Genomic DNA, 21687 nt, shown 5'->3' with positions numbered 1-21687 from the left:
TTGTCGGGACTTCCTGTTTCAGGCTGCTTTCGCGGCTGCCGCGTCGGCATGTGCCTGCACGGCAGCGTCCGCCGTTTCCGCGATTTCCGACGTGCCGCTCTCGCCGGTGCTCACGCGCGACGGATTGTTCGGATGCGTGGTCCAGTTCGCATACTCGCCGTTGTCCACGCGCTCCATCGTGATGCATGCTTCGACGGGGCACACGTGCATGCACAGATTGCAGCCGACACATTCGGAGTCCATCACTTCAAAATGCCGGACGCCATCTTTTTCTTTCATGATGGCCTGGTGCGCAGTGTCTTCGCAGGCGATGTGGCACAGGCCGCACTGGATGCACTTGTCCTGATCGATGCGCGCCTTGATGTCGTATTTGAGGTTCAGATACTTCCAGTCGGTGACGTTCGGCACCGCGCGGCCGCGAATGTCGTCGAGCGTCACGTAGCCTTTTTCGTCCATCCAGTTCGACAGGCCGTCGGCGAGATCGGCAACGATCCGGAAACCGTAGTGCATCGCCGCCGTGCAGACCTGGACGCTACCTGCGCCGAGCACCATGAATTCCGCGGCATCGCGCCAGCTCGAAATACCGCCGATGCCGGAGATCGGCAGATTCGGCGTTTCCACGTCGCGCGCGATTTCGGCGACCATGTTCAGCGCGATCGGCTTCACCGCCGGGCCGCAGTAGCCGCCGTGCGTGCCTTTGCCGTCGACCATCGGCAAGGGTGACATCGCGTCGAGGTCGACGGCGACGATCGAATTGATCGTGTTGATCAGCGACACGCCGTCCGCGCCGCCTTTATAGGCCGCACGCGAACCGAGGCGAATGTCGCTGATATTCGGCGTGAGCTTCACGAGGCACGGCAGCTTCGTGCCTTCCTTGACCCAGCGTGTGACCATCTCGACATACTCGGGCACCTGCCCGACCGCCGCGCCCATGCCGCGTTCGCTCATGCCGTGCGGGCAGCCGAAATTCAGCTCGACGGCATCCGCGCCGGTGTCTTCGACGAGCGGCAGGATCCATTTCCAGTCGCGCTCGTTGCACGGCACCATCAGCGAGACGATCAGTGCCCGATCCGGCCAGTCGCGTTTGACTTGCGTGATTTCACGCAGGTTGATGTCGAGCGGACGGTCGGTGATCAGTTCGATGTTGTTCAGCCCGGCTATGCGCTGACCGTTCCATTGCACCGCGCCGTAGCGCGAGCTGACGTTCACCACATGCGGATCGAGACCCAGCGTTTTCCACACCACGCCGCCCCAGCCCGCTTCGAACGCGCGGTTCACGTTATAGGCTTTGTCGGTCGGCGGCGCGGAAGCGAGCCAGAAAGGGTTCGGCGACGTAATGCCGGCAATCGTACAGCGCAGATCGGCCATGTTCGGCTCCTTGGGGACTGCTGTTTTTAGTCTGGGTTCGGCGGCGAGCTGGTTGGCCCTTTCTTGAACCAACCAGGCGCCGGGCAAATGGCCAACTAAGCGGCTTTGACGGCCGTGCGGGCGAACAAAGCGTCGATCGCGGCGGCGGCGACCTTGCCGTCCTGCACCGCTTGCACCGTGAGATCGACGGCACCGGTCGCCGCGCAATCGCCGCCTGCCCACACATCCGGCAACGAGGTTTGCCCGTTGGCATCGACCGCGATGCGGTTGCCGTCCAATGTCAAAAGCTCGCGCTCGATGCCGACCGGCACCAGCGTCTGGCCGATCGCCTTGAGCACCATGTCGGCTTCAATCACGAAACGCTCCTGATTGCCCTCGCCCGACGTGCGTTCGAATTCGACGCCCGTTACCACGCCGCCAACGCCCAGCAAGCGCGTCGGTTTCGCATGCGTAATGAGCGTGACGCCGTTGGTCTGCGCGAATTCACGCTCGGCCCACGTCGCGCTCATCGATTCGACGCCGCGCCTATACACGATCGCCACCGACGTCGCGCCCAGCTTGCGGCTCTGCACCGCCGCATCTACGGCCGTATTGCCGCCGCCGATCACGACGACGCGCCGGCCCACCGGCACCGTGCCGACATCCGTTGCGGTGCGCACCTGTTCGATGAAATCCACTGCGTTCATCACGCCGCTCAGGTCCTCGCCTTCCATGGCCAACGCGCGCACGCCGGTGAGGCCGATCGCGAGAAACACCGCGTCATGTTCGTGGCGCAACGTGTCGAGGCTCACGTCACGTCCTAACGCCACGCCGTTCCTGATTTCGATGCCACCGACCGAGCACAGCCATTGCACTTCGCGCTGCGCAAAATCATCCACGGTCTTATAAGCGGCGATGCCGTATTCGTTGAGACCACCGGCTTTTTCGTGAGCGTCATACACGGTCACGGCGTGGCCTGCCAGCGCGAGGCGATGCGCGCAAGCAAGCCCCGCCGGCCCCGCGCCGACCACGGCGACATGCCGGCCCGTTTCGGCCGCACGCTTGAACAGCACCTCGCCGCGCGCCATCGCCCAATCGGTCGCATGACGCTGCAGCGCGCCGATCGCCACCGGCTTCGCGTCCTGATGGTTGCGCACGCAAGCGCCTTCGCAAAGAATCTCGGTCGGGCAAACGCGCGCGCACATGCCGCCCATTGGATTGGCCGACAGAATGTCGACGGCCGCGCCTTTCAGATTGCCGTTGCCGATCTTGCGAATGAAGCCTGGAATGTCGATTTGCGTCGGACACGCCTGCACGCAGGGCGCGTCGTAACAGTAGTGACAGCGGCTCGCCGCCGCGGCCGCGGCGCTCGCGTCGAGCAACGGCGCGATGTCGGCGAACTCGCACGAGAGCTGATCGGGCGACAGGCGCTGAGCGGCAATGTCGCCGGTTTGCTTGATGGCCATACACGTTCCTTCTTCGATATGAGGACGTAGCCGTACCTGCCGGCTGCGCGGACGCGGAGCCGGGACGGCGTGTTTTATGGGCACTACGGGTGAGGCTGGTTAGTCGGCAGCGACCACTGAAGCGTTATGAAACCGGCTCGCACGCGCGCTCCAGCATCGCATGCAGCAACACGTTGGCGCCCGCTTCGATCCATTCGAAGGTGGCGTCCTCGATCTCGTTGTGACTGATCCCGTCGATGCAAGGCACGAACACCATCGAAGTCGGCGCGACCTGCGACAGATAACAGGCGTCGTGTCCCGCACCGGAAACCATGTTGCGATGCGGATAGCCGAAACGTTCGGCTGCGGCGCGCACGGACTTCACGCAGGCTTCGTCGAAAGCGACCGGTGCGTAGTAAAAGATCTGCTCGAGTTCGGTTTCCAGACCGATGCCGCCTGCAATCTTTGCCACGCCTTCGCGCAACGCCGCATCCATCTTCGCGAGCACCGCATCGTCCGGATGACGGAAATCGACGGTGAAAAACACGCGGCCCGGAATCACGTTGCGCGAGTTCGGATAGACCTGCATCATGCCGACCGTCGCGCAGCCGAACGGCGCGTTGTCGAGGCCGATGCGGTTGACCAGATCGACCACGCGCGCGGCACCGAGCAACGCGTCGCGACGGCGCGGCATCGGCGTCGGACCCGCGTGCGCTTCCTGCCCCGTGAGCGTGATTTCGTACCAGCGCTGACCTTGCGCATCGGTCACGACGCCAATGGTCTTCTGCTCCGCTTCGAGAATCGGCCCTTGTTCGATGTGCAATTCGAACGCCGCATGTAGCGGACGCCCCCCGCACGGCAGATCGCCCGCATAGCCGATGCGCCTGAGTTCCTCGCCGATCGTCTTGCCGTCCACGTCCTTGCGCGAGAGGCCGTAGTCCAGCGTGAAGACGCCCGCGAATACGCCTGAAGCAACCATCGCCGGCGCGAAGCGCGAGCCTTCCTCGTTGGTCCAGATCACCACCTCGACCGGATGCTCGGTCTCGATGCCGTGATCGTTCAGGCTGCGGATCACTTCGAGCCCGCCCAGCACGCCGTAAATGCCGTCGAAGCGGCCGCCGGTCGGCTGGGAATCCGCGTGCGAACCGGTCATCACCGGCCAGGCATCAGCGTTGCGCCCGGCGCGGCGCATGAACACATTGCCCATCTGATCGACCGAGACCGTGCAACCCGCCTCCTTCGCCCAACTGACGATCAGATCGCGCCCTTCCTTGTCGAGATCGGTGAGCGCAAGGCGGCAGACACCGCCTTTCGGCGTCGCGCCGATCTTCGCCATCGTCATCAGACTGTCCCACAGCCGCTTGCCGTCGACCTTGATCGACGTAGCGGGTTGCGCGCCCCCGAAGGGCACTTCCTTCGGGGCGTGCTTCAGCGCTTCGGATACCGCGTCCATTCGTCTCGCTCCTTTCGGTGAACCGACATGAAACTGGTGCATCGGCGGCGGGTTTTGGGGCGTGGCCGCACGGCGGCGGTGCACATTCGATGCCTTCGATCGCCTCTTATACAGAGGGCAAACCCTGGGGCAACGCCCGCCCTCTCAATCCTGTCCAGTTGGACAGGTTGTAGACGATTAAACCCGCTAAATCAATGCATTTCGTACGGTAGGAAACATAGCGAGAAGCGTGCCATTGCGTTGCAGCATAAGTTTATCGGGCGCCGCGAATGCTTGTGTCCATCCGCGCCCAAACGACTAGAATGAAGCGCGACGCGGCACACATGCCGCTCAAGGCGAACCTGAGAGACGACGACGTGGCTGCCGACATCACCGAAAACGACGAAATAAACGAAGAAACCCGCGCACCTTTGCGGCGGCGCAAGGCGCACATTCGCGAGTCGAACGAAGCGCATCTGCTGGCCTGCGCCGAAGCGGTTTTCGCGGAGCGGGGACTCGACGGCACCAGCACCGCAATGATCGCGGAACGTGCAGGCTTACCGAAAGCCAACCTGCATTACTACTTCCCGACCAAGCTCGCGCTGTATCGGCGCGTGCTCGAAGATCTGTTCGAAGACTGGCATCGCGCCGCCGATACGTTCGAATGCAGCGACGATCCCGTCGAAGCGATCGGCGGGTACGTGCGCGCGAAAATGGAATTGTCGCGCCGCCGGCCGCTCGGCTCGAAGGTATGGGCGAGCGAGATCATTCACGGCGCGGAGCATATGCAGGACATCCTCACCGGGCGCGTGAAGCCGTGGCTCGACAGCCGCGTGACAGTCATCGACAGCTGGATCGCGCGTGGCCTGCTGGCGCCCGTGGACGCGCAAACGCTCATGTACATGATCTGGGCGACCACCCAGCATTACGCCGACTTCGACGCGCAGATTCGCGCGCTCAAGGGAAAGCGCGCGCTGTCGCAGAAGGCGTTCGAGGCGACGACCGAGGAAGTCGTGCAGTTGGTGATCCGGGCGTGCGGGGCGGTGTCGCCGGCGCAACGCGAAGACGGCGCCGACGCGGCAAGATAAAAAATGGCCGCGCTGCTTTCGGGAAGCAGCGCGGCCATTGCGCTATTGCGTTGTTTCGATGAAGGCGTGGCGCCTCAATACGTCTCCAGATGCAAGCGCCCTTCCCGCTTCAGCTTCATCCACAGCGCGTCCCAATCCATCTGGTGCTGCTCGCCGATTTCCTTGAGCGCCTGCAACACGCCGTCTTCCATGCCCTTCAAACCACACACGTAGATGTGCGTGTTGTCGTCCTTGAGCATGTGCGCGACGTCGACCGCGCGTTCGCGCATCGCGTCCTGCACATAACGCTTGGGCTGCCCCACCGTCCTCGAAAACGCCAGAGTGGTATCGATGAAGTCTTTCGGCAGATTCGTCAGCGGGCCAAAGTACGGCAGTTCCTCTTTCGTGCGCGCGCCGAAAAACAGCATCAGCTTGCCGGTTGCGCCTTTCAGACGCCGCCGCCGGCGATACTCGGTCATCGCGCGCATCGGCGCTGAACCGGTGCCCGTGCAAATCATCAGCAGATGCGAGCCAGGATGATTCGGCATCAGGAAGGTGCCGCCGAACGGGCCGATCACCTTGACCACGTCGCCCTTCTTCAGGTCGCACAGATAGTTCGAGCACACGCCGTCGATGGCGTCGCCATGCTCCTGGCTCACGCGCTTCACGGTCAGTGAGACGTTGTTGTAGCCAGGCCGCTCGCCGTCGCGCGGGCTCGCAATCGAATACTGCCGCGCGTGATGCACGCGGCCGTCGGCGGTCGAACCCGGCGGCAGAATGCCGATCGATTGACCCTCCAGCACCGGAAACGGCATCGAGCCGAAATCGAGCACGATGTGATGAATGTCGCTATCGGTCGAGCTGTCGGTGAGCCGGTAGTTGCCGACCACCGTTGCCGTGGTCGGGTCCTTATGCGTGTAGAGGTTCACATACGGCTTCGCGGCGGACCACGGCGGCACGACCGAACCGCGTACGGTATCGACTTCGATGCCGCTCGCCTGCGCAGACGTGTCGCCGGAATCCCCCGCCTCATCCGCGGCGGGCACGGCCATCGTATTCTGCTCGGGCAACACGTCCCATGTGAACTGCTCCTCGATCGAATACGCATCGGCCTTCAACACGGTGCGCCAGTTGTCGATCGCGCCGGTCGGACACGGCGGCACGCACGCCATGCAGCCGTTGCAGATATCCGCCTTGACCACATAGTTGTTCTCGTCGTGCGTGATCGCGTCGACCGGGCAAGTCTCTTCGCAGGTATTGCAGCGAATGCAGATTTCCGGATCGATCAGATGCTGCCTGAGAACCTCGATCGAGACTGGGCCGTTCATGACTTCCTCCACCTTATATTCGTGCGAATACGACGCTGCACGTCGAGGCACGGTGCTCAGTTAAAGCGCACGTATTCGAAATCGATCGGCTGACGATTCACACCCATCGCCGGCGGTGCGATCCAGTTCGCGAACTTGCCGGGCTCCGTGACGCGGCCCATCAGCGAGGCGACAAACGCGCGGTCTTCCGGGGTCGCGAGCCACTTCGCTTCGTTGGCGGCCCATTCCGTCTCGCTGATGACGCGGCCGTCCGGCGACACGCGCGTGCCCGCAAACGTACCGATCTGCCGGTTGAATGCTTTATGCGGCACCGTCATGCGGAAATCGATGCCGGCCTTTTCGAGCACCTTGTTCCAGCGCCCGACGCCCGCCACCGAGTCCTTGATGTAATCGTCGCGCAGCACTTCGTTCATCGCGTTGAGCATCGGCACTTCGCGCTCGACGAGCTTGCCGTCCTGCACGTCGAGCAGCTTGTAGCTCTGGCCGTTCAGTTGATGATCGTCGTCGCGCTTGCCTTCTTCGTAGCGGCCCTTCAGGCCCGAGCTGTAGAACGTGGCGGCATTGGACGAATGATCGGCGCCGAACAGGTCGATCGTCACCGAGTAGTGGAAGTTCAGGTAGCGCTGGATGGTCGGCAGATCGATCACACCTGCCGCGCGAATCTTGCTGACGTCGTCCGTGCCCAGTTCGTTCATCACCTGCGCGGTGCGCTGGATCACGCGCGACACACCCGATTCGCCGACGAACATGTGATGCGCTTCTTCGGTCAGCATGAATTTGGTGGTGCGCGCGAGCGGATCGAAACCCGACTCGGCAAGCGCCGACAACTGGAATTTTCCGTCGCGATCGGTGAAGTACGTGAACATGTAAAACGCGAGCCAGTCCGGCGTTTTCTCGTTGAATGCTCCAAGAATGCGCGGATTGTCTTCGTCGCCCGAACGGCGGCCGAGCAATGCCTCGGCCTCCTCGCGGCCGTCGCGGCCGAAGTAGCGATGCAGCAGATACACCATCGCCCACAAATGGCGCCCTTCTTCCACGTTCACCTGGAACAGGTTGCGCAGGTCGTACATCGAAGGCGCGGTCAGGCCGAGGTGCCGCTGCTGCTCGACCGAGGCCGGCTCCGTATCGCCTTGCGTGACGATAATGCGGCGCAGATTCGCGCGATGCTCGCCGGGCACGTCCTGCCATGCGGCCTCGCCCTTGTGCTCGCCGAAGTGAATCTTGCGGTCCTGCTCGCCGGGCGTGAGGAAAATGCCCCAGCGATAGTCCGGCATCTTCACATGATCGAAATGCGCCCAGCCGCCCGCATCGACGCTCACCGCGGTGCGCAGATACACGTCATAGCCGTGCGAGCCTTCCGGGCCCATATCGCCCCACCACGACAGAAAATTCGGCTGCCATTGTTCGAGCGCGCGTTGCAGCGCGCGGTCGTCGGCGAGATTGACGTTGTTCGGAATCTTTTCGCTGTAGTTGATCGTTGACATGGTCGGTTCCTTGGTCGGTTCCCGTACGGGAAACAGCAGTGCTTAAGATGAGAGGCGCGTATCGGGCAGCTGGCGTTGCGTCGCGTTGATCAGGTCCTAATGCGCATCAAGCGCGCATCAATCGCTTATCAATCGCTTATAAAGCGCTTATCAAACGCGCGAGACGTCGAATTGCGCCTTGCTGCCCTTGCCGTACACCTTGAGCGCGCCCTTCTCGCCCACTGCGTTCGGCCGGTTGAAGATCCAGTTCTGCCAGGCGGTGAGACGGCCGAAGATGCGCGTCTCCATCGTTTCCGGCCCGTTGAAGCGCAGATTCGCTTCGAGACCGGTCAACGCATCCGGCGACATCGCCGCGCGCTCTTCGAGCGCGATACGGATTTCGTCGGCCCAATCGATATCGTCGGGCGACGCGGTCACGAGACCCAGACGTTCGGCTTCGACCGGTTTGATCGCCTGACCGATCTTCGAGCGCACGGCGTCGAGCGGGCCGGCTTCTTCATAGAAGCGGCGCGCCAGACGCGATTGGTGCGTCACCATCGGATAGAGGCCGAAATTGACTTCCGAGAGCGTGATCGCCGGCTCTTCGTCTTCATTGCCCGGCAGCGCGGCCATGTAAGTGCGGTCGGCGGCGAACGCGAGTTCCGCGAACGTACCCGCAAAGCACGAACCCGGCTCGATCAGCGCGAACAGCGAGCGCGACGACACGTCGATGCGCGCCAGCGTGCGGCGCAACAGGCCGATCGTCTCGCGCACGAACCAGTGGCTCTTGTGTTGCATTAGCGCGGCATCCGCGGCGAGCACGTTGCGCGCATCGCCTTCGGTCTTGATGACCCACGTGCCGACCTCGAGCTCGTTGGTGCGCATCGACAGGATCGCGTCGTCCAGTTCGCGGGCGAATTGCAGCGGCCACCAGTTCGCGCCTGCAGCGACGATTGCGTCGATGTCAGCAGGTTGTTCCGCTTGCGGCGCTTTGGCGGTCAACGTTGCGATGCGCCTGGCACGATCGATCGTGACATCGAGCGTTTTGTAGGTGAGGCCGTCTTCGCGATCGGTGCGCTCGACCCGCGTCAGCATTACGCCCTGCGCATCCGACGGACGGTCGCTTTGCGCGGCAAGTTCGAGTGCGCGTGCCTGGATCGCCTGATCGAACTGGTTCGGCTTCACGACTTCATCCACCAGACGCCATTCTTTCGCGCGTTCGCCGCGAATCCCTTCGACCACCGTGCAGAAAATGTCGGCACGGTCGTGGCGCACGTGGCGCTTGTCGGTCACGCGCGTCAGGCCGCCCGTACCAGGCAGCACGCCAAGCAGCGGCACTTCCGGCAACGACACCGACGACGAGCGGTCATCGACCAGATAGATTTCGTCGCAAGCCAGCGCAAGCTCATAACCACCGCCGGCGCACGCGCCGTTCACGGCAGCGAGAAACTTCAGACCGGAATGACGCGACGAGTCTTCCAGACCGTTGCGCGTCTCGTTGGTGAACTTGCAGAAATTGACCTTCCACGCGTGGGTCGACAGACCCAGCATGAAGATGTTGGCGCCCGAGCAGAACACGCGGTCCTTCAGGCTCGTCAGCACGACCGTCCTGACTTCGGGATGCTCGAAACGGATGCGCTGTATCGCGTCATGCAGTTCGATATCGACGCCGAGGTCATACGAATTCAACTTCAGCTTGTAGCCGTCGCGAATCCCGCCGTCCTCGGCGATATCGATGCCGAGCGTCGCGACGGGACCATTGAAAGTCAGCTTCCAGTGCTTGTACTGCGAGGGATCGGTGCGGTAATCGACCGGCGCGATAGCGGTTGCTGCTGTGGGCATGGGGCGTCTCCTGACTGCACGAAGCAAAGCTTGTTTTTTGAACAATAGTGCATCGTCACACCCATGTAAAGCACTTTAGTGCATATTTGCTAGTAAACCCTGAGGCGCGACTGCACTTCAGCTTGCCCGGCCGTCGTCCGGCGTTTCGGCTGCGAGCCTTGCCGCAAGCCGGTCGCGCAATTGCAGGTAGGCGTCGGCGAGGGTTTTCTCGCTGGTGTCGAAGGCCATGTCGGCGCGGCCATATAGCTCGCTACGCCCCGCCAGGATGCGTTTCAGGTCGTCCATCGCCTCCTTGTTACCCGACATCGGCCGCAAGTCGCCCTGCGCGATCACCCGGCGCATATGCTCTTCCGGCGTGGCTTGCAACCACACCGTGAAGCAGTGCGAGAGCAGCGCGTTGAAGGTGCCCGACTCCGACACCAGCCCGCCCGGCGACGCGATCACCGCACGCTCGTGCTCGTGAATCACCGCCTCGAGCGCGCGGTGCTCGTAGCGCCGATAAGCGCTCGCGCCATAGAGCGAATGAATCTCCGACGGCGGACAGCCCGCGAGTTGCTCGATCACGCGCGTCAGCTCGACGAACGGCACCTTGCGCTCCTGCGCCAGCATCCTGCCGAAGGTGGATTTACCCGCGCCGCGCAGGCCGATCAACGCAATCCGGTCCTTGCGATGCGGGTCGCGCGGCGCCTGCGCGAACATCTCGGCCAGCGCCATGCGGGCCCGCTGCAACGCCGCCTGATCGCGTCCTTGCAGCAGTTCGCGGATCAGCAGCCACTCGACGGAAGCGGTAGTCTCGTCGCCGATCACTTCGGCCAGCGGGCAGTTCAGCGTCGCCGCGATCTGCCGCAGCACCAGCACCGACGCATTGCCCATCCCCGATTCCAGATTCGCCAGATGGCGCTCCGACAAGCCGGTCTCGCTCGCCAGCGTCTTGCGGGTCATGCCACGGCGCGCGCGCAGCAGGCGCACGCGTTCGCCCATCGCTGTCAGAAACGGATCGCGTTCCTCGCGCTCGCCGCCGCGCTCGGCCCCGCTGTCAGCCCGGCCCGCGCGGCTTGCGTCTTCACCGGCCGGCTCGTCCAGCGGCGCGGGAGTGTAATTTTGATTCATGTTTAACTACCTCTTGACTGCGGTATATGTACTATAGTGCTTGACACGTACAGGGTGAACGGTTAATTTTCGCCAAATATTGATCCAATAACAAACGCCGTCGCGATTTTCCGGCGGCGCAACGGAGACGGCGTTCGAACACGCATGAACTAAGGTGCGTGAGCGCGCTTATCTGGAGGTCTCATGTCCCCACATGATTTCCAACGCCTGATTGCGGGCGTGACAGAGCAACTCGCCGGCCGGCCGCTCGACAGCGCACTGGCCACATGGCTGAACGACGCCTATCCGGCCGACGGCGCAACCTTCCGCGAACTCGCGCAGGCCTGCCGCACGGGCGTCGCCGAAGGCTGGCTGTGCAACCGCGAAGGCGGCGGCATCCGCTATGGCCGCATCTTCAAGGCGCTGCCGGACACCCACGGCTTTTCCGTCGACGTGGTCGACATGAAGGATATTGCCGGTCCGCATCACGTTCATCCGCACGGCGAGATCGATCTGATCATGCCGCTCACCGAAGGCGCCACCTTCGACGGTCATCCGGCCGGCTGGTGCGTGTACGGCCCCGGCAGCGCGCATCGTCCGACCGTCGCGAACGGTCAGGCGCTGGTGCTGTATCTGCTGCCGCAAGGCGCGATCGAATTCACTTCCGCCTGACTCCCGCGAGATCCGCACCATGACCGAACTATTGAAGAACTATGTTGCCGGCCAATGGGTCGAGGGCAGCGGCGAAGGCGTTACGCTGACCGATCCGGTGACCGGCGAAGCACTGGTGCGTGTCTCGAGCCAGGGCCTCGACCTCGCACAAGCATTCGATTTCGCCCGCGAAACAGGGGGCGCCGCGCTGCGTGCGCTGACCTACTCCGCACGCGCCGCCCGCCTCGCCGAAATCGTCAAGCTGCTGCAGACGAGGCGCGACGACTACTACGCGATCGCCACCGCCAACTCCGGCACCACGCGCAACGATTCGGCGGTCGATATCGACGGCGCAATTTTTACGCTGTCGTACTACGCGAAACTCGGCGCGTCGCTCGGCGACGTGCATGCATTGCGCGACGGCCACGCCGTCTCGTTGAGCAAGGACCAAACCTTCAGCGTGCAACACGTGCTCACGCCGACGCGCGGCGTGGCGCTCTTTATCAACGCCTTCAATTTCCCCTCGTGGGGCTTGTGGGAGAAAGCGGCGCCTGCGTTGCTGTCCGGCGTGCCGGTCATCATCAAGCCCGCCACGGCAACCGCGTGGCTCACCCAGCGCATGGTCGCCGATGTGGTCGACGCGGGCATTCTGCCGACCGGCGCGTTGTCGGTGATCTGCGGCGCATCGGCGGGTCTGCTCGATCAGGTGCGGGCCTTCGATGTGGTGTCCTTCACCGGTTCCGCCGACACCGCTGCGACGCTGCGCGCCCATCCGGCATTCGTGCGGCGCGGCGCGCGTCTGAATGTCGAAGCGGACAGTCTGAACAGCGCGATTCTCTGCGCCGATGCAACGCCCGATACGCCGGCGTTCGAACTCTTCATCAAGGAAGTAGTACGCGAAATGACCGTCAAGTCCGGTCAGAAATGCACGGCGATCCGACGCGCGTTCGTACCGGAAGCCGCGCTCGAGGCGGTGCTCGACGCACTCAAAGCGAAACTCGCGAAGATCACCGTCGGCAATCCGCGCAACGAAGCCGTGCGCATGGGTTCGCTCGTGAGCCGCGAGCAATACGGGAACGTGCTAGCCGGCATCGCCGCACTGCGCGAGGAAGCGGTGCTCGCCTATGACGGCTCGGCTGTACCGCTCATCGATGCGGACGCAACGATCGCGGCTTGCGTCGCGCCGCATCTGTTCGTCGTCCACGATCCGGACAGCGCGACGCTGCTGCACGAGGTCGAGGTGTTCGGACCGGTGGCGACCGTCGCGCCCTACCGGGTCGCAAACGCCGACGCAAACGCCCTGCCGGAAGCCCACGCCGTCGCACTCGCGCGACGTGGCCAGGGTTCGCTCGTCGCCTCGATCTATTCGAACGACGACGCCCGTCTCGGCCGGCTCGCACTGGAACTCGCCGGTTCGCACGGTCGCGTGCATGCCATCTCGCCAGCCGTCCAGCAGAGCCAGACCGGCCACGGCAACGTGATGCCGATGTCGCTGCATGGCGGCCCGGGACGCGCGGGCGGCGGCGAAGAACTGGGCGGGATTCGCGCACTGGGCTTCTATCACCGGCGCTCGGCCGTTCAGGCATCGAGCGCGGCAATCGACGCCCTGACGCAGACGACGAATTTGCCCCCGGTGTAACAGCACGAGGTGCACCCAGGCGTGCAAGCAAGCATCGAGCGGATCATGAGCACATAACAGCCGGACCGCCCTCACCCGATGGAGGAGACATATGGAAGCCCTGCTGGAACCCGCTGCGAGTCAGCCCGCCGCGACGGTCGAGCCGCCGCCCGCGCAATTCAATTTCGCGGCCTATCTGTTTCACCTGAACGAAACGCGCGCGGCGAAGACGGCGTATATCGACGACGCCGGCACCATCACCTATGGCGAACTGGAAGAGCGTGCCCGGCGCTTCGCGAGTGCGCTGCGCACACTCGGCGTGCATCCGGAAGAACGCGTGCTGCTGGTGATGCTCGATACCGTCGAGTTGCCGATCGCCTTTCTCGGTGCGCTCCATGCGGGCGTCGTGCCGGTGGTGGCGAACACGCTGCTCACCGCCGCCGATTACGTCTACATGCTCACGCATAGCCACGCGCGCGCCGTGATCGCATCCGGCGCGCTGCTGCCGGCCGTCACCCAGGCGCTGGCTAGCGCCGAACATGACGGCTGCCAGCTGATCGTCTCGCAGCCGCCCGAAGGCCAGGCTGTTGCGGCGCCGCTGCTGAACGATCTGCTCGACGCCGCCACGCCCGCCGCCAAACCGGCCGCGAGCGGTGCCGACGACATCGCGTTCTGGCTGTATTCGTCGGGCTCGACCGGTAAGCCGAAGGGCACGGTGCACACCCATTCGAATCTGTACTGGACCGCCGAGTTGTATGCGAAGCCGATTCTCGGCATCGTGGAAAGCGACGTGGTGTTTTCCGCAGCCAAGCTGTTCTTTGCCTATGGTCTCGGCAACGGCCTGACGTTCCCGCTTTCGGTCGGCGCAACCGCGGTGCTGATGGCCGAGCGCCCCACCGCGGACGCCATTTTCACGCGCCTCGTCAAACATCGGCCGACCGTGTTCTACGGCGTGCCGACCCTGTACGCGAGCATGCTGGTGTCGCCCAATCTGCCCGCGCGCGCCGATGTCGCACTGCGCGTGTGCACGTCGGCCGGCGAAGCGTTGCCGCGCGAAATCGGCGAGCGCTTTACCGCGCACTTCGGCTGCGAAATTCTCGACGGCATCGGCTCGACCGAGATGCTGCATATCTTCCTGTCGAATCGCGCGGGCGCTGTCGAATACGGCACCACGGGACGGCCCGTGCCCGGCTACGAAGTCGAGCTGCGCGACGACGCGGGCCACCTCGTGCCCGATGGCGAAGTCGGCGATCTGTATATCAAGGGGCCAAGCGCCGCGCTGATGTACTGGAGCAATCGCGAGAAGTCGCGCGCCACCTTTCTCGGCGAATGGATTCGCAGCGGCGACAAGTATTGCCGCCTGGCGAACGGCTGCTATGTGTACGCGGGCCGCAGCGACGACATGCTGAAGGTGAGCGGCCAGTATGTGTCGCCGGTCGAAGTGGAGATGGTGCTGGTGCAGCACGACGCGGTACTGGAAGCGGCAGTGGTCGGCGTGGACCATGGCGGGCTTGTCAAGACGCGCGCGTTCGTCGTGTTGAAGCGCGAATTCGCGCCGTCTGAGATACTCGCGGACGAGTTGAAAGCCTTCGTCAAGGAACGGCTCGCGCCGCACAAGTACCCACGCGATATCGTATTCATCGACGACTTGCCCAAGACCGCCACCGGCAAGATTCAACGCTTCAAACTGCGCGAACAGTCCTAAGGTGATCCATGCAGAACCCCGCAACCGCAACCACGGAGAGCGACTTCGCCGAACTTCCCGCTACGGCGGCACATGGGCCTTTGCGCATCGAATATTGCTGGGTGAATGAGGCAGCCGGCGAGACGCCCGGCCATGCGCCGCTCGCCCTGTTCCTGCACGAAGGACTCGGTTCGCTTGCCATGTGGCGCGACTGGCCGCAGCGTTTGTGCGAGCGGCTCGGCATGCGTGGGCTGGTGTATTCGCGCCCCGGTTATGGAGGCTCGACGCCGCGTGCGCATCATGTGAAGTGGCCCGTCGATTTCATGACGGCGCAAGCGCGCGATATCCTGCCCGCTCTGCTCGATGCGCTCGCCATCGATATGGAGGAGCGCAAGCGCATGTGGGTGATCGGCCATAGCGACGGCGGCTCGATCGCGCTGCTGTACGCGGCGCTGTTTCCGGATGCATTGGCGGGCGCGGTGGCTATTGCGCCGCACGTATTCGTCGAAGACATTTCTGTGGAAAGCATCGCTCAAACCAAGGAGTTGTACGAGACCACCGATCTGCGCCGCAAGCTCAGCCGTTATCACGCCGACGTCGACTCGGCGTTCTACGGCTGGAACGATATCTGGTTGAATCCGGCGTTCAGGGCGTGGAACATCACCGGGGAACTGGCGGGTATCCGCAAGCCATTACTCGCGGTACAAGGCGATGACGACAACTACGGCACGATGGCGCAGATCGATACGATCGCCGAGCGCGTGCCGCATGCTGAACTGGTCAAACTCGATGCTTGCGGGCACTCCCCGCACCGCGATGCGCCGGATGCGTTGAACGAGGCGATAGCGGCGTTCGTTGCGAAACGGCGTTAGCTGCTGCTGCCCGACCCACGGGCAGCAGCACCCTCTCACCGCACCTTCACAAAAGTTACACGGGTAAGCGATTATTCTTCTGATCGCTGACCTGGGCACATGGATGTCCTCGCGCACCGTCCCCCGTGCCGGAGACATTCCATGTCCGTCTTGTCGAAGCCTGTTGCCGCATCACGTCGCAAACGTTTCGCAGGCGCGCTGATTGCCGCGTCCTTCTGCGCGCTGATCGGCGCATGCAGCAACGACGACAAGGCGCCCGGCACCAGCACCGCGAGTTCCAGCAGCACCGCCGATCAGAGCGGCAACACCGCGCAGGTCTTGTCGGCGAACCCGTCTTCCGCCTCACCCGCAGCACCCGCACTCACGATTCAAACCCCAGCGCGGCTTGCAGCAGGCGCCGACACCGCTCTGTCGGCCGCCGCGTCGGCGCCACTCGCCACACCCGTCATCCACACCGTAGATTGAGTTCCGTGACCCTCGCGACGCGCAGCTCACGCCAGGGCTGCGCGTTTCGTTCCTCTCCAGTGAAGATCGAAAGCCAACACCATGACCTCAAAAAATCGCCGTGATTTTCTGCGCTCCGCCGCGCATGCCGCCGGTTCCGTCACCGCGTTGAGCATGCTGCCGCTGGGCATCCGCAATGCGCTCGCGATCCCCGCCAACAACCAGACCGGCAGCATCCTCGACGTCGAACACATCGTCGTGCTGATGCAGGAAAACCGCTCGTTCGATCATTACTTCGGCACGCTCAAGGGTGTGCGCGGTTTCGGCGATACGCGCGCGATCAAGCTGCCCAACGGCAAGCCCGTGTGGTATCAGCCGCTCGCCGCGGATCTCGGCTACGTGCTGCCGTTCCGTCCGAGCGCGCCGAACCTCGGCCTGCAATTCCTGCAAGACCTCGCACACGACTGGAACAGCACGCACGCCGCGTGGAACGGCGGCCGCTACGATCAATGGGTGCCCGCCAAGAGCGCCACGACGATGGCCTACCTCACGCGCGACGACATCCCGTTTCACTATCAGCTCGCCGACGCCTTCACGATTTGCGACGCCTACCACTGCTCGCTGATGGGCCCGACCGATCCGAACCGCTACTACATGTGGAGCGGCTGGGTCGGCAACGACGGCAGCGGCGGCGGTCCGGTGATCGACAACTCCGAGCTCGGCTACGGCTGGTCGACCTATCCGGAAGTGCTGCAGAACGCGGGCATTTCGTGGAAGATCTACCAGGACGCCGGCACCGGGCTCGACGCGAACGGCTCGTGGGGCTGGACGCAAAACGCGTACATCGGCAACTACGGCGATAACTCGCTGCTCTACTTCAACCAGTACCGCAACGCGCAGCCGGGCAATCCGCTGTATGACAACGCCCGCACCGGCACGAACGCGGCCAGGGGCGACGGCTACTTCGACATTCTCAAGCGCGACGTGCAGAACAACGCACTGCCGCAAGTCTCGTGGATCGTCGCGCCGGAAGCGTATTCCGAGCATCCGAACTGGCCCGCCAACTACGGCGCGTGGTACATCGACCAGGTCTTGCAGGTTCTCACCTCCAATCCCGCGGTGTGGAGCAAGACGGTGCTGTTGATCAACTACGACGAGAACGACGGCTTCTTCGATCACATGGCGCCGCCGTTCGCGCCGGCGTCGAGTGCGAACGGTCTGTCGACGGTCGACACCAGCAATGAAATCTATCCGGGCAACGCGAAGACGGCCGCCGGCCCGTACGGTCTCGGCCCGCGCGTGCCGATGCTGGTCGTCTCGCCGTGGTCGAAAGGCGGCTACGTGTGTTCGGAAGTGTTCGACCATACGTCGGTGATCCGCTTCATCGAAAAGCGCTTCGGCCAGCAGCACAATCTCGGCGAATCGAACATCACCCCGTGGCGCCGCGCCGTGTGCGGCGACCTGATGTCGGCGTTCAACTTCAGCAACCCGAACGACGCCTTCCCGACGCTGCCGAGCACGAGCGCCTATGTACCGCCCGATCAGAATCGCCACCCTGACTATGTTCCGCTGCCGCCGGCCGTCCAGGCCGTGCCCAGGCAGGAACCCGGCGTGCGCCCGGCTCGCGCGCTGCCGTACGAACTGTTCGTGCGGGTGCACGGCGAGGGCGCGGCCGGCAAGCTGGCAATGCGTTTCGTCAACACGGGCCGCGCCGGCGCGGTGTTTCTCGTTTATACGGCGTTTAGCCTCGACGCGCCGCGCACCTATACGGTCGAAGCGGGCAAACGACTTCAGGACCAGTTGCCGCTGAATCCCGACGGCTCGTACGATTTCACCGTGTACGGTCCGAACGGCTTTCTGCGGCGCTTCTCGGGCACGCCGATTGCCAGAAGCTGGTGGAACGGGGGCGATATCGCACGGCCCGAAGTCGCCGAAGGCTACGACGTCGCGAACGGGAATCTGCAACTGCGTCTCGCGAATGTGGGCAGCGAGCGTTGCCAGTTCACCATCGTCAACGCGTATGACCCGCAAAACGTGATGAGGCACGCGGTGCGCGGCGGCGATACCGAACAGCTGTACCTCGATCTGCGCAACGCGCATGGCTGGTATGACCTGGCGATCACGGTCGATACCGATCCCACCTTCGCACGACGCCTTGCCGGACACGTGGAAACCGGCAACAGCAGCATGAGCGATCCGGCGCTCGGCGCTTGAGCTTGAGCTTGAGCTTGAGCTTGAGCTTGAGCTTGAGCTTGAGCTTGGGCTTGGGCTTGGGCTTGGGCTTGAGCTTGAGCTTGAGTTAAACGCCTTGCCGGCACCAACGGTCGCTGCGATAAAAACGCAGCGGCCGTTTTTTCGCCCCTCATGCGCTTGCGAGCGTCCGCCTCAGGCCGCCACAGCCGCGCTCATCGAAGCGCGTTGCCGCTCCTTCTCGCGAATCGCCTGCACGATGAACCCGGCATCGCGCGCGACGCCGGAGAAGCGCCCCGAGCCCCACGTGTGCAGCCACGGCAAGCCGACGAAATACAAGCCGTCGATCGGCGTAATGCCGCGCGTATGCGCCGGATAGCCGCGGCCGTTGAACACCGGCGCGTCGAGCCAGCTGAAGTCCGGCGTAAAGCCGATGCACCAGATGATCGCCGAGATACCGCTCGCGTCGAGATCGAGCGCCGTACGTTCCTCGGCCGGTTGCCAGACCCGTTGATAGACGCCGCCCGCGGGCGCGTCGATTCCATGCCTGTCGATGAAGCCGTCGATGCTCGCGTTGATCCGGTTATACGTGTCGTCCGCGGCGTCGAGACTCGCGGCAAGCGTCGGCGCAAAGCGCAGTTGAGCGTCGCGCAGATCGTCGAGCCGGCCGTACAACTCCATGCCTTCGCTGGCGAACTTGCGCAGATCGATATCGCGCCCGCCGTCGCGTCCGGTCACATAGTGATTGGTGTTGTCGCGCACGCCTTCACGCAGCGGATGCTTTTCGACCGGCATGTCGTAGTACTGCATGTCGGCGAGCCAGTCGACCACATCGCGGCCCCGATAGAAACGCGCGCAGCGCGGCGCCTCGCCCACCGCGAGGATCACCTTGCGTCCGGCGAGATGCAGGTCCTCCGCGATCTGCGCGCCGGATTGCCCGGTGCCGACCACCAGTACCGCGCCGTCCGGCAACGCGTCGGGATTGCGGTACGCGGACGATTGCAGTTGCGCGATCCGCGCGGGCAAACGCTCTGCGAGGCGCGGTACGATCGGCGTGTGATAACCGCCCGAGGCGACCACCACGTGATCCGCGGTGAAATCGCCTCGGGTCGTCGCGATCGTATAGGTGCCGTCGTCGCGCTGCTTCACGCGTTTGACTTCCGTATGTTCGATGACCGGCGCAGCGACATGCGCGATGAAACCATCGAGGTACTCGACGATTTCATCCTTCTTCATGAAACCGTGCGGATCGTCGCCACGGTACGGGTAGTCCGGCAAATCGCACTGCCAGTTCGGCGTCACGAGACAGAACGCGTCCCAGCGTTGCTGACGCCACGTGTGCGTCACCGTGTTCTTCTCCACAACCAGATGGTCGATACCCGCCTGCTTGAGGTAGTAGCTGACCGACAGGCCCGCCTGCCCGCCGCCGACGATGAGCACGCGATAGTGCCCGTCCGTGCTCGCGTGAGGTGTTGGATTCGACATGATGCGTCCTCTGTAAAGGTAAGCGTTCAGCTGAATTCGAGAACCTTGACGGTCGCCTCGGGCCGGTCGCGAAACCGCTCGGCGTCGCGCTCGATCTGCGCGAGCTGATCCAGCGCCGCCGAACAGGCAAAGCCGTATTTTTCGCGCACCCGCTCCGACGCGATGCCTAACGCCTGCCTCGAACGTTCGACGAAATCGTCCAGCGCATAGGCCTCGCCAGGCTTGAAGAAATCGCCGATGACAAGCGACGGCGAATAACAGTTCGCTTCGTCGCCATCGGGCCATTGAATCCGAAAATGCATCACAGGCATTGCCAATCCCCAATCAATAAAAAATCACATAGCCGAAGCTGGGAAACGCGGTGAGCCAGCGCTCCAGCGGCACATCAGCGGGTTTCGGAATCCGCTCGAGATCGATCCGCGCGCCGCCTTGCGAGCACTCGAGCAACATCAAAGCGGTGCCGAGCGTGCCGGCCATGCTGATATCCTTCGCGGTGTCGCAGAGCCCGCTTTCGGCCAATTGCGGCAGGAGTTCGAGATCGGCTCTCAAACGCTCACCGGGTGCCTCCACCGACGCGTTCCAGAACGGATAAGGTTCTTCGAAGCGGCCGCGCAAATCGACCGCCATCATCAGGCGGTCGCCGGGCTTCGCATTGAAACTCGACAACAACGCCTTTGCGCGCCCCACAATCGATACCGCCAATTGCGCCGCATCGCTGCGCGTGTTCGTATGACCGCCGACGATCGGCACGCCATAAGCCATCGAAGCCGCCGCCATGCCGGCCAGAACGTCATGCGCCGCTTCGATGCCCTGACTCCATAGCGCGTCGACCACCGCCAACGGCCTGCCGCCCATCGCGTAGATATCGCTGACGTTGACCATCACGCTGCTGTAGCCGGCGAACCACGGCATCGCACTCACGAAATCGCTGACCATGCCCTCGATCGCGAACAGCAGATAGCCGTCGCCGTCGGCGAGCGCCGCGCAATCGTCGCCGAGGGCGACGGCCTGAGCGAGATCGCGCGTGCCGCCCGGCAAACGCCGCGCCAGCGAGCCGACGACATCGACGATATCGGTCTTATGCCGAAACCCTCGGCTCTCGCGCAAGCCGGCGACCAGATCGGCCACGCTCATGCCGCGCTCCGCGCCGCAACCCGGGCGACAGGAGCGGCGTGCGTGACAAAGCCGCTATATGGGCTCACGCACGGCGGATACCGGTCCAGTTGCGCCTGCATCAAATGATGCGGCCGTCCGAGCAGCATTTCTTCGGCGAGCACATCCCAATGCATCGCGCGAAAGAGCGGTACATTCTGGCTCTGCACGTGCGCGAGAAATGTCTCGCAACCGAGCGCATGCGCGCTGCTCACCGCAAGCCGGATCAGCGTCGCACCGATCTTGCCGTGGCGGCGAAACGCGGCATGCACGGCAAGCCGCGAGCCGAACCACACGCTGCCTTCGTCACGATGAATCCGCACCGTGCCGACCACCTGCTCCGGCATGCCGGCCACGCAACTCACCGCCACCAGTTGTTGCGCGTGTTCGTCGATAGCATCACGATCGTCGCCGACGAAAATGCCCTGCTCGATGCAGAACACCACGCGCCGCAGCTGGTACGCTTCGCCGGCTTCCCAATCGAGCGTCGTCCACTTGATGCGGAATTCGCTGGGCGCGTAAGGCATGGCGTCAACTTCGCCGTCCAGTGCAGCGCCCGCAATCGCTTCGCCGAACAT

17 protein-coding genes and 1 pseudogene are annotated in these 21687 nt (G+C 63.7%); 7 read left to right on the top strand and 11 right to left on the bottom strand.

Annotated elements, in window-relative coordinates:
* Window positions 1-18 precede the first annotated feature (18 nt).
* The 3 genes from preA to DLM46_RS34060 all read right to left on the bottom strand — a co-directional run bounded on the left by preA (window position 19) and on the right by DLM46_RS34060 (window position 4245).
* Window positions 19-1368 carry an NAD-dependent dihydropyrimidine dehydrogenase subunit PreA gene (gene preA, locus DLM46_RS34070; protein ID WP_115108426.1) on the bottom strand — a complete coding sequence of 450 codons (1350 nt, stop codon included), beginning with the start codon at window positions 1366-1368 and terminating at the stop codon, window positions 19-21.
* A 95-nt stretch (window positions 1369-1463) separates the two neighbouring features.
* Window positions 1464-2813, bottom strand: coding sequence for an NAD(P)-dependent oxidoreductase (locus tag DLM46_RS34065; protein ID WP_115108424.1), 1350 nt, complete (start codon window positions 2811-2813; stop codon window positions 1464-1466).
* A gap of 124 nt (window positions 2814-2937) precedes the next feature.
* A complete protein-coding gene (locus DLM46_RS34060) occupies window positions 2938-4245 on the bottom strand; it encodes a Zn-dependent hydrolase (RefSeq protein WP_115108421.1) in 1308 nt (435 codons plus the stop codon).
* Between the two features lie 302 nt (window positions 4246-4547).
* Here DLM46_RS34060 and DLM46_RS34055 point away from each other — a divergent pair, with 302 nt between their 5' ends.
* Entirely contained in the window at window positions 4548-5312 is a 765-nt protein-coding gene (locus DLM46_RS34055; RefSeq protein ID WP_115108418.1) for a TetR/AcrR family transcriptional regulator, read from the top strand.
* Window positions 5313-5386: 74 nt separating this feature from the next.
* On the opposite strand, the gene boxA is transcribed toward DLM46_RS34055, so the two are convergent.
* The 4 genes from boxA to DLM46_RS34035 form a co-directional block, all read right to left on the bottom strand.
* Window positions 5387-6619, bottom strand: a complete 1233-nt coding sequence (gene boxA, locus DLM46_RS34050) for a benzoyl-CoA 2,3-epoxidase subunit BoxA (RefSeq protein ID WP_115108415.1) — start codon at window positions 6617-6619, stop codon at window positions 5387-5389.
* Between the two features lie 56 nt (window positions 6620-6675).
* On the bottom strand, window positions 6676-8103 hold the full coding sequence (gene boxB, locus DLM46_RS34045) for a benzoyl-CoA 2,3-epoxidase subunit BoxB (protein WP_115108413.1): 1428 nt from the start codon (window positions 8101-8103) through the stop codon (window positions 6676-6678).
* A 150-nt stretch (window positions 8104-8253) separates the two neighbouring features.
* Entirely contained in the window at window positions 8254-9924 is a 1671-nt protein-coding gene (gene boxC, locus DLM46_RS34040) for a 2,3-epoxybenzoyl-CoA dihydrolase (RefSeq protein ID WP_115108410.1), read from the bottom strand.
* 117 nt (window positions 9925-10041) lie between these two features.
* The gene (locus DLM46_RS34035) at window positions 10042-11034 is read right to left on the bottom strand and encodes a helix-turn-helix transcriptional regulator (RefSeq protein WP_115108407.1); all 993 of its coding nucleotides are present in this window, start codon (window positions 11032-11034) and stop codon (window positions 10042-10044) included.
* Window positions 11035-11217: 183 nt separating this feature from the next.
* On the opposite strand from DLM46_RS34035, the gene DLM46_RS34030 reads away from it, so the two are divergent.
* The 6 genes from DLM46_RS34030 to DLM46_RS34005 all read left to right on the top strand — a co-directional run bounded on the left by DLM46_RS34030 (window position 11218) and on the right by DLM46_RS34005 (window position 18496).
* Entirely contained in the window at window positions 11218-11685 is a 468-nt protein-coding gene (locus tag DLM46_RS34030) for a DUF4863 family protein (protein ID WP_115108405.1), read from the top strand.
* A gap of 19 nt (window positions 11686-11704) precedes the next feature.
* On the top strand, window positions 11705-13303 hold the full coding sequence (locus DLM46_RS34025) for a 3,4-dehydroadipyl-CoA semialdehyde dehydrogenase (RefSeq protein ID WP_115108403.1): 1599 nt from the start codon (window positions 11705-11707) through the stop codon (window positions 13301-13303).
* A gap of 91 nt (window positions 13304-13394) precedes the next feature.
* Window positions 13395-14987 (top strand): benzoate-CoA ligase family protein, encoded by a 1593-nt coding sequence (locus DLM46_RS34020; RefSeq protein WP_115108400.1) that lies wholly within the window; start codon window positions 13395-13397, stop codon window positions 14985-14987.
* An 8-nt stretch (window positions 14988-14995) separates the two neighbouring features.
* Complete coding sequence (locus DLM46_RS34015) at window positions 14996-15838, top strand: alpha/beta fold hydrolase (protein WP_115108398.1); 843 nt, start codon at window positions 14996-14998, stop codon at window positions 15836-15838.
* Between the two features lie 141 nt (window positions 15839-15979).
* The gene (locus tag DLM46_RS34010; protein ID WP_115108396.1) at window positions 15980-16303 is read left to right on the top strand and encodes a hypothetical protein; all 324 of its coding nucleotides are present in this window, start codon (window positions 15980-15982) and stop codon (window positions 16301-16303) included.
* A gap of 81 nt (window positions 16304-16384) precedes the next feature.
* The gene (locus tag DLM46_RS34005; protein ID WP_115108393.1) at window positions 16385-18496 is read left to right on the top strand and encodes a phosphocholine-specific phospholipase C; all 2112 of its coding nucleotides are present in this window, start codon (window positions 16385-16387) and stop codon (window positions 18494-18496) included.
* 171 nt (window positions 18497-18667) lie between these two features.
* Here DLM46_RS34005 and DLM46_RS33995 read toward each other — a convergent pair whose 3' ends face one another.
* The 4 genes and pseudogenes from DLM46_RS33995 to DLM46_RS33980 form a co-directional block, all read right to left on the bottom strand.
* Entirely contained in the window at window positions 18668-19957 is a 1290-nt protein-coding gene (locus tag DLM46_RS33995; RefSeq protein ID WP_115108391.1) for an MSMEG_0569 family flavin-dependent oxidoreductase, read from the bottom strand.
* Window positions 19958-19983: 26 nt separating this feature from the next.
* Window positions 19984-20268, bottom strand: coding sequence for an MSMEG_0570 family nitrogen starvation response protein (locus DLM46_RS33990; RefSeq protein ID WP_115108389.1), 285 nt, complete (start codon window positions 20266-20268; stop codon window positions 19984-19986).
* A 22-nt stretch (window positions 20269-20290) separates the two neighbouring features.
* Window positions 20291-21091, bottom strand: a pseudogene (locus tag DLM46_RS33985) (sll0787 family AIR synthase-like protein); the annotation flags it as partial.
* On the bottom strand, window positions 21088-21687 hold the full coding sequence (locus DLM46_RS33980) for an MSMEG_0567/Sll0786 family nitrogen starvation N-acetyltransferase (protein ID WP_115108387.1): 600 nt from the start codon (window positions 21685-21687) through the stop codon (window positions 21088-21090). The pseudogene DLM46_RS33985 and the gene DLM46_RS33980, both read right to left, overlap by 4 nt.

The organism is Paraburkholderia lacunae, from assembly GCF_003353175.1.
Classification (GTDB): domain Bacteria; phylum Pseudomonadota; class Gammaproteobacteria; order Burkholderiales; family Burkholderiaceae; genus Paraburkholderia; species Paraburkholderia lacunae.
Note: the sequence above shows the minus strand (reverse complement) of the source record. Positions and strands in the feature narration are given on the sequence as shown.